The organism is Streptomyces sp. NPDC036822 (assembly GCF_055609145.1).
On record NZ_JBVJPY010000026.1, the window covers coordinates 62,539 to 70,094 of the forward strand.

Annotated in this window: 6 protein-coding genes; 5 read left to right on the forward strand and 1 reads right to left on the reverse strand. The window is 71.6% G+C overall.

Going from position 1 to position 7,556, the window contains the following annotated elements:
- Nucleotides 1–76: 76 nt before the first annotated feature.
- On the forward strand, nucleotides 77–889 hold the full coding sequence (locus ACZ68P_RS33580; RefSeq protein ID WP_471012869.1) for an SAM-dependent methyltransferase: 813 nt from the start codon (nucleotides 77–79) through the stop codon (nucleotides 887–889).
- Nucleotides 886–3,051 carry a putative bifunctional diguanylate cyclase/phosphodiesterase gene (locus tag ACZ68P_RS33585; protein ID WP_471012871.1) on the forward strand — a complete coding sequence of 722 codons (2,166 nt, stop codon included), beginning with the start codon at nucleotides 886–888 and terminating at the stop codon, nucleotides 3,049–3,051. The genes ACZ68P_RS33580 and ACZ68P_RS33585 overlap by 4 nt, the downstream gene beginning before the upstream one ends.
- A gap of 39 nt (nucleotides 3,052–3,090) precedes the next feature.
- Here the strand turns inward: ACZ68P_RS33585 and ACZ68P_RS33590 are convergent, their stop codons facing one another.
- Nucleotides 3,091–3,969: a LysR family transcriptional regulator gene (locus ACZ68P_RS33590; RefSeq protein ID WP_471012873.1), complete on the reverse strand. Its 879-nt coding sequence runs from the start codon at nucleotides 3,967–3,969 to the stop codon at nucleotides 3,091–3,093.
- A gap of 72 nt (nucleotides 3,970–4,041) precedes the next feature.
- Between ACZ68P_RS33590 and ACZ68P_RS33595 the strand changes: the two genes are divergently transcribed.
- From ACZ68P_RS33595 to ACZ68P_RS33605, 3 genes are read left to right on the forward strand one after another with little or no spacing between them, the layout of a single operon-like run.
- Entirely contained in the window at nucleotides 4,042–4,770 is a 729-nt protein-coding gene (locus ACZ68P_RS33595) for a succinate dehydrogenase (RefSeq protein ID WP_471012875.1), read from the forward strand.
- 1 nt (nucleotide 4,771) lies between these two features.
- Nucleotides 4,772–6,718, forward strand: a complete 1,947-nt coding sequence (locus ACZ68P_RS33600) for a fumarate reductase/succinate dehydrogenase flavoprotein subunit (protein WP_471012877.1) — start codon at nucleotides 4,772–4,774, stop codon at nucleotides 6,716–6,718.
- Nucleotides 6,715–7,464 carry a succinate dehydrogenase/fumarate reductase iron-sulfur subunit gene (locus tag ACZ68P_RS33605; protein ID WP_471012879.1) on the forward strand — a complete coding sequence of 250 codons (750 nt, stop codon included), beginning with the start codon at nucleotides 6,715–6,717 and terminating at the stop codon, nucleotides 7,462–7,464. The genes ACZ68P_RS33600 and ACZ68P_RS33605 overlap by 4 nt, the downstream gene beginning before the upstream one ends.
- Nucleotides 7,465–7,556 lie beyond the last annotated feature (92 nt).

A 7,556-nucleotide genomic window follows, 5' to 3' on the forward strand; every position in this document is an offset into this window, starting at 1 on the left:
GCGATCAGTAGCCTCGGCTCGAACACCGGCCGCGAACACATGGCCGCATCCCCGTGGCGACTTGTTGGAGACATTGATGGAGCGTCCCGCCTGGGCCCCGCCGGGTATCGATATCTCGGTGCCGAGCGTGTCCCGTATGTACGACTTCTATCTGGGCGGCTCGCACAATTTCGAAGTGGACCGGGAAGCGGCCCGCAAGGCCATGGAGTTCATGCCGGGGCTGCCCAAGATCATGCAGGCGAACCGTGCCTTCATGCGTCGCGCCGTGCGGTTGGCGGTCGACAGCGGCGTCACCCAGTTCCTCGACATAGGCTCCGGCATACCGACGTTCGGCAACGTCCACGAGATCGCCCAGGCCGCGGACCCCGCGGCGCGCGTGGTGTACGTCGACCACGACCCGGTCGCCGTCGCTCACAGCCGCGCCGTGCTGGAGGGCAACGACGGCGCGGCCGTCGTCTCCGCCGACCTGCGCAAGCCGCGCGAGATCCTGCACAGCCCCGAGGTGGGCCGGCTCCTCGACCTGGACAAGCCGGTGGCACTGCTGCTCGTCGCCGTCCTGCACTTCCTGGAGGACGAGGACGAGCCGGGCGAGGCCGTCGCCGAACTCCTCGGCGCGCTGGCCCCCGGCAGCCTCGTGATACTGACCCACGCCTCCTACGAGGGCATCCCGCTGACGGAGGAGCAGGCCGGCGGCACCGTCGAGGTCTACCGCACCATCCGCAACCCCCTGGTGATGCGCTCGCACGCCGAGATCTCCCGCTTCTTCGCGGGCTGCGAACTCCTCGACCCCGGGCTGGTGTCCATGCCGAACTGGCGGCCCGACGGGGAGGTCGACGAGGAGGATCCCTTCGCCTTCTCGGGCTTCGCAGGGGTGGGGCGCAAGGCGTGAAGCTGCCGTCTCAGCCGTCCGGTTCGGGGGCGGAACCGGACGACGCCGAGGACAGACTCCGGCGGTTCGCGACGATCTGGAGCCGGGCCATCTTCCCGGTCACCGCCACCTCGCTGACCCGCGCCGAGTTCGAGCGGCACCTGCTGCCGCTCGCGCACGCCCTGCGCGCCGCACTGCACGACCGGCCCTTCGACACGACCCCGGCGCACCGCGCCGGCGCCGCGCTCGTGGCGGCCCACTGCACGGACCCCGACGCCCTCAGCCGTACCCTCGGCGTCGTCGACTCCTACCTCGTGCTGTACTGCGGCAACGACGGGGAGCACCCCGCCGAGGAGCTGCGGGCCCGGTGCGCACGGCTCCAGCACGCCATGGCGGCCGGCTTCGCCCAGGCCCTGCGCCAGCGGACCCTCACCGAGCAGGAGTCGATCGCCCGCTCCGCGCTCGCCGCCCGCAGCGCCGCCGAAGTCGCCCTTCACGCCACCGAGACCCGCTTCCGCGCGGTCTTCGAGGGAGCCGCCATCGGCATCGGCATCGCGGACCTCGACGGCAACATCCTGGAGATCAACGAGACCCTGACCCGGATGTTCGGCGGTCTGGAGCACCACGTCCGCGGCCGCAACGTCCAGGACTGGGTGCACCCCGAGGACGCCCCGCACGTCTGGAAGCTCTACGGCGAGCTGGTGCGCGGCGAACGCGAGCACTACCGGGTCGAGAAGCCGTACTACCGCGGCGACGGCACCGTCCTGTGGACCAACCTCACCGTCTCGCTGCTACGGGACGCCGAGGGCTTCCCCCAGTACCAGCTGGCGCTGATGGAGGACACCACCGAGCGGCGCCTGCTCAACCTGCGGCTGCGCTACGAGGCCACCCATGACGCGCTGACCGGACTGCCCAACCGGACCCTGTTCTTCGAACGCCTGGAGAAGGCCCTCACGCCATCCGAGGGTGCCCGCTTCGGCCTCTGCTACCTCGACCTCGACGGCTTCAAGGCCATCAACGACAGTCTCGGCCACGCGGCCGGCGACCGGCTGCTCGTCGAGGTCGCCGACCGGCTGCAGAGCTGCGCGACCGCACCCGGCGAGATGGTGGCCCGGCTCGGCGGCGACGAGTTCGTCGCCCTCACCACAGGCCCCGACACCGAAGCGCAGGTCGTCGAGCTGGCGAACCGCATCCTCACCACGCTCGCCACCCCCGTCCGGATCGACGGCCGCGAACTGACCGTCCGCGGCAGCGTCGGCGTCGTCGAGGGGCCGGCCGGCGAGCGGACCCCGGCCGAGGTGCTGCGCAGCGCCGACATCACCATGTACCGCGCCAAGTCGGCCGGAGGCAACCGCTTCGAGCTCGCCGACGCCGAGGCCGACGCCCGGGCCATCACCCGGCACGGACTCACCACCGCCCTGCCGGCCGCTCTGGAACGCGGCGAGTTCTTCATCGAGTACCAGCCGCTCGTGCACCTCGGCGACGGCAGCGTGCACGGCGCCGAGGCGCTCGTACGGTGGTGCCACCCGCAGCACGGCGTGCTCGGTCCCGACCGCTTCATCCCGCTCGCCGAGAACACCGGCCTGATCGTGCCGCTGGGCCGCTGGGTGCTCCAGGAGGCGGTGCGCCAGGCCCGGTTCTGGCAGACCCGGCACTCCGACGGCGGCCCGCTGCGCATCAACGTCAACCTCTCGCCGACCCAGCTGCACCATCCGCGCCTGGTCGCCGACACCGTCGACGTCCTGGAGCGCTCGGGGCTGGAGCCGGGGGCGCTGTGCCTGGAGGTCACCGAGTCGGCGCTCATCGGCGCGGACGACGACCTGCTCAAGCCGCTGCGCCAGCTGGCCGAGATGGGCGTGGACATCGCGCTCGACGACTTCGGCACGGGCTACTCCAACCTGGCCAACCTGCGACGCCTCCCCGTGAGCGTCCTCAAGCTCGACCGCTCCTTCACCCGGGGCATGCAGCAGCACCCGGCGGACCCCGTCGACCTCAAGATCGTGGAGGGCATCGTCTCGCTGGCCCACAGCCTGGAGCTGGCGGTGACGGTGGAGGGCGTGGAGACCGGCGCCCAGGCCCAGCAGCTGCGCGAGCTCGGCTGCGACACCGCCCAGGGCTGGTACTACGCCCGCCCCGGCGCCCCCGACCGCATCCACTCCCTGCTCCTCGCGGACGCGGTGTAGCCCGGGCCGGACAGCGTGACGGGGCGGGCCCGGCGGCGGTCACCGGGAGCGCAGGAGGAGTCTCTGCAGCTCCCGGGCCGCCCGCGGCGGGGCCACGTCGCTGCGGTGCGCCAGCGCGATCGTGCGCCGCAGCCCCGGGCCGGCCAGCGGGGTGACCCGCAGGTCGCGGCCGGCACGCGCCGCGACCATGGCCGGCACCACCGCGACCCCCAGGCCCGCCCGTACGAATCCCAGCACCGCGTCCATCTCGCCGCCCTCCACCGTGAACGACGGCTCGAAGCCCTCCGCCCGGCACGCCGCCACCGTCAGCTCCCGCAGGTCGTAGCCGTGCCGGAACATCACCAGCGACCGGTCGCGCAGATCCGCGATCCGCACCGGCCGGCCGGGAGCCGGCAGGGCGGCCGAGGACACCATCACCAGGTCCTCGCGCAGCAGCTCCACCGTCGTCAGCGCCGGCGACGGGGTCGGCAGCGGCAGCACCACCAGCGCCAGGTCGAGCGCGCCGCGCGCCAGCTGCCGTACGAGATCGTGCGAACCGCCCTCCTCGATGAAGAGCCGGATCCCCGGATGCAGATCGTGGAAGGCCCGCAGGACGTCCGGCAGCATCCCCGTGCAGAGGCTCGGCGTCGCGCCGAGCCGCAGCCTGCCCCGCCTCAGCTGTGCCAGCTCCTGCACCTCGTGCCGCGCCGTGTCCGCGTCGGCGAGGATCCGCCGGGCCAACGGCAGCAGCGCCTCACCCGCCTCGGTCAGGGTGATGTTCCCGCGCGCCCGGCTGAACAGCTCCGCCCCGAGCTCCTGCTCCAGGGACTTGATCTGCTGCGAAAGCGAGGGCTGGGAGACGTGGACCCGTTCCGCGGCGTGCGTGAAGTGACGGGTCTCCGCCACGGCCACGAAATAGAGGAGCTGCTGGAACTGCATAGCCAAAGCCTATCGAGATGAGCCGGACCATGTCTTGGACCTCTCGGACCGTCCGGCCCTAGCGTCTTTCCCATGGCTCTGGCAACGAAGACGAAGGACCGGGGGACCGGCCGCCCGCCGTCCCCGGCGCGCCCGTCCGGCTTCTGGGCGTCGACCATCGGCAAGAAGACGGTCATGGCCGTCAGCGGCCTCCTCATGCTCGGCTACCTCGTCGCCCACGTCGCGGGCAACCTGAAGGTCTTCTTCGGGCCCGAGGAGTTCAACGCGTACGGCCACTGGCTGCGCACCATGGGCGCCCCCGTCCTGCACCACTCCTGGGCCCTGTGGCTCGTGCGGATCGTGCTCCTGGCCGCCGTCGTCGGCCACGCCGTCTCCGCCTACCAGCTCAGCCGGCGCGACATCGCGGCCCGCCCCACCGCCTACGTCCACAAGCGCAGGCGCTCCTCCTACGCCACCCGCACCATGCGCTGGGGCGGCGTCATCCTCGCCCTCTTCATCGTGTGGCACATCCTCGACCTGACCACCGGAACCGTGCACCCCGGCGGCTTCCAGGAGGGCCACCCGTACCAGAACGTCGTGGACACCTTCTCCACCTGGTACGGCAACGTCATCTACATCGTCGCCATGGTCGCCGTCGGCCTCCACGTCCGCCACGGCTTCTGGAGCGCGGCCCAGACCCTCGGGGTGGGCAACGCGCGCCGCGACCGGGCCCTGAAGGCCCTTGCCAACGGACTCGCCCTCGCCCTCACGGCGGGCTTCGTCTCCGTACCCGTCGCCGTCATGACCGGAGTGGTGAGCTGACATGAGCTTCCTCGACTACACGACCGGCGCCCCCGCCGTCGACCACAAGGCCCCCGCCGGGCCCGTCGCCGAGCGGTGGGACACCCGGCGCTTCCAGGCCAGGCTGGTCAATCCCGCCAACCGGCGCAAGCACACGGTCATCGTCGTCGGCACCGGCCTCGCCGGCGGCTCCGCCGGCGCCACCCTCGCCGAACAGGGCTACCACGTCGTCCAGTTCTGCTACCAGGACTCCCCGCGCCGCGCCCACTCCATCGCCGCGCAGGGCGGCATCAACGCCGCCAAGAACTACCGCAACGACGGCGACTCCGTCCACCGCCTCTTCTACGACACGGTCAAGGGCGGCGACTTCCGGGCCCGCGAGTCCAACGTCCACCGCCTCGCCCAGATCTCCGTGGAGATCATCGACCAGTGCGTCGCCCAGGGCGTCCCCTTCGCCCGCGAGTACGGCGGACTCCTCGACACCCGCTCCTTCGGCGGCGTCCAGGTCTCCCGCACCTTCTACGCCCGCGGCCAGACGGGCCAGCAGCTCCTCCTCGGCGCCTACCAGGCGCTGTCGCGCCAGATCGCGGCGGGCAACGTCGAGCTGCGCGCCCGTACCGAGATGCTGGACCTGATCGTCGTCGACGGACGGGCCCGCGGCATCGTCGCCCGCGATCTGGTGACCGGCCGGATCTCCACCCACTACGCCGACGCGGTGGTCCTGGCGAGCGGCGGCTACGGCAACGTCTTCTACCTGTCGACCAACGCCATGAACTCCAACGCCACCGCCGTCTGGCGGGCACACCGGCGCGGGGCCCACTTCGCCAACCCCTGCTTCACCCAGATCCACCCCACCTGCATCCCGCGAACCGGCGACCACCAGTCCAAGCTGACGCTGATGAGCGAGTCGCTGCGCAACGACGGACGCATCTGGGTCCCCAAGGCGAAGGGCGACACGCGCCCCGCCGCCGACATCCCCGAGGACGAGCGCGACTACTACCTGGAGCGGATCTACCCCTCCTTCGGCAACCTCGTGCCGCGCGACATCGCCTCCCGCGCCGCCAAGAACGTGTGCGACGAGGGGCGCGGCGTCGGCCCCGGCGGCCAGGGCGTCTACCTCGACTTCGCCGACGCCATCCGGCGGATGGGCCGCCGGGCGGTCGAGGAGAAGTACGGCAACCTCTTCGACATGTACGAGCGGATCACCGCCGAGAACCCGTACGAGGTGCCGATGCGGATCTACCCCGCCGTGCACTACACGATGGGCGGACTCTGGGTCGACTACGACCTCCAGACCACCGTCCCCGGCCTCTTCGCCATCGGCGAGGCCAACTTCTCCGACCACGGGGCCAACCGCCTCGGCGCCTCCGCGCTGATGCAGGGCCTCGCCGACGGCTACTTCGTCCTGCCCTCCACGATCAACGACTACCTCGCCCGCCACCCGTCGAGCGAACCCCTTCAGGACGACCACCCGGCGGTACGGGAGGTGCTCGCCGAGACGGAGGACCGGCTGCACCGCCTCCTCGCGGTGGACGGCGACCGCACGCCCGACTCCTTCCACCGCGAACTGGGCGAACTCATGTGGGAGTTCTGCGGCATGGCCCGATCGGAGGAGGGGCTGCGCACGGCGCTCGAGCGCATCCCGCGGATCCGCGAGGAGTTCTGGCGCCGCGTCAAGGTCCCCGGCAGCGGCGAGGAGTTCAACCAGTCCCTGGAGCGGGCCAACCGCGTCGTCGACTACCTGGAACTCGCCGAGCTGATGTGCCTCGACGCCCTGCACCGCGCCGAGTCCTGCGGCGGTCACTTCCGCGAGGAGTCCCAGACGCCGGACGGCGAGGCTGCCCGCCGCGACGAGGAGTTCTCGTACGTCGCCGCCTGGGAGTTCGGCGGCACCGGCGACGCCCCGGTCCTGCACAAGGAAGACCTCGTCTTCGAGTACGTCCACCCCACCCAGCGGAGCTACGCATGAAGCTCACCCTGCGCGTCTGGCGCCAGAAGAACGCCGACGCCGAAGGCGCCATGTCCACCTACCAGGTGGACGGCATCTCCCCGGACATGTCGTTCCTGGAAATGCTCGACACCCTCAACGAGGAACTCACCCTGCGGGGCGAGGACCCCGTGGCCTTCGACCACGACTGCCGCGAGGGCATCTGCGGCGCGTGCAGCCTCGTCATCAACGGCGACGCCCACGGCCCCGAGCGCACCACCACCTGCCAGCTCCACATGCGCTCCTTCCGCGACGGCGACACGATCGACATCGAACCGTGGCGCGCCGCCGCCTTCCCGGTGGTCAAGGACCTCGTCGTCGACCGGTCGGCGTTCGACCGGGTCATCCAGGCCGGCGGCTACATCAGCGTCCCCACCGGCGCGGCCCCCGAGGCCCATGCGACGCCGGTCCCCAAGGCGGACGCCGACCGCGCCTTCGAACACGCCGAGTGCATCGGCTGCGGCGCGTGTGTGGCGGCCTGCCCCAACGGCTCGGCGATGCTCTTCACCTCGGCCAAGATCAACCACCTGAACGTGCTCCCGCAGGGCGCGCCGGAGCGCGAGACCCGGGTCCTCGACATGGTGGCCCAGATGGACGCGGAGGGCTTCGGCGGCTGCACGCTGACCGGTGAGTGCGCGACGGCCTGCCCGAAGGGCATCCCGCTGCCGTCGATCGCCGCCATGAACAAGGAGTGGCTGCGGGCGGGCCGGAAGGCCGCACGCCGATAGACGACGGCGGAGGGGTACGCGGGGTCACGAGGGCTCGCGGGGGAGCAGGTGCCCGAGCGGCCCGAGGTCGAGGTTGAGGTCGTCGAGGGTGA

Bases quoted from the DNA above. Each gene is read 5' to 3' on its own strand.
- ACZ68P_RS33590 (WP_471012873.1), bottom strand. From the start codon at position 3,969: ATGCAGTTCCAGCAGCTCCTCTATTTCGTGGCCGTGGCGGAGACCCGT.
- ACZ68P_RS33600 (WP_471012877.1), top strand. From the start codon at position 4,772: ATGAGCTTCCTCGACTACACGACCGGCGCCCCCGCCGTCGACCACAAG.
- ACZ68P_RS33605 (WP_471012879.1), top strand. From the start codon at position 6,715: ATGAAGCTCACCCTGCGCGTCTGGCGCCAGAAGAACGCCGACGCCGAA.
- ACZ68P_RS33595 (WP_471012875.1), top strand. From the start codon at position 4,042: ATGGCTCTGGCAACGAAGACGAAGGACCGGGGGACCGGCCGCCCGCCG.
- ACZ68P_RS33580 (WP_471012869.1), top strand. From the start codon at position 77: ATGGAGCGTCCCGCCTGGGCCCCGCCGGGTATCGATATCTCGGTGCCG.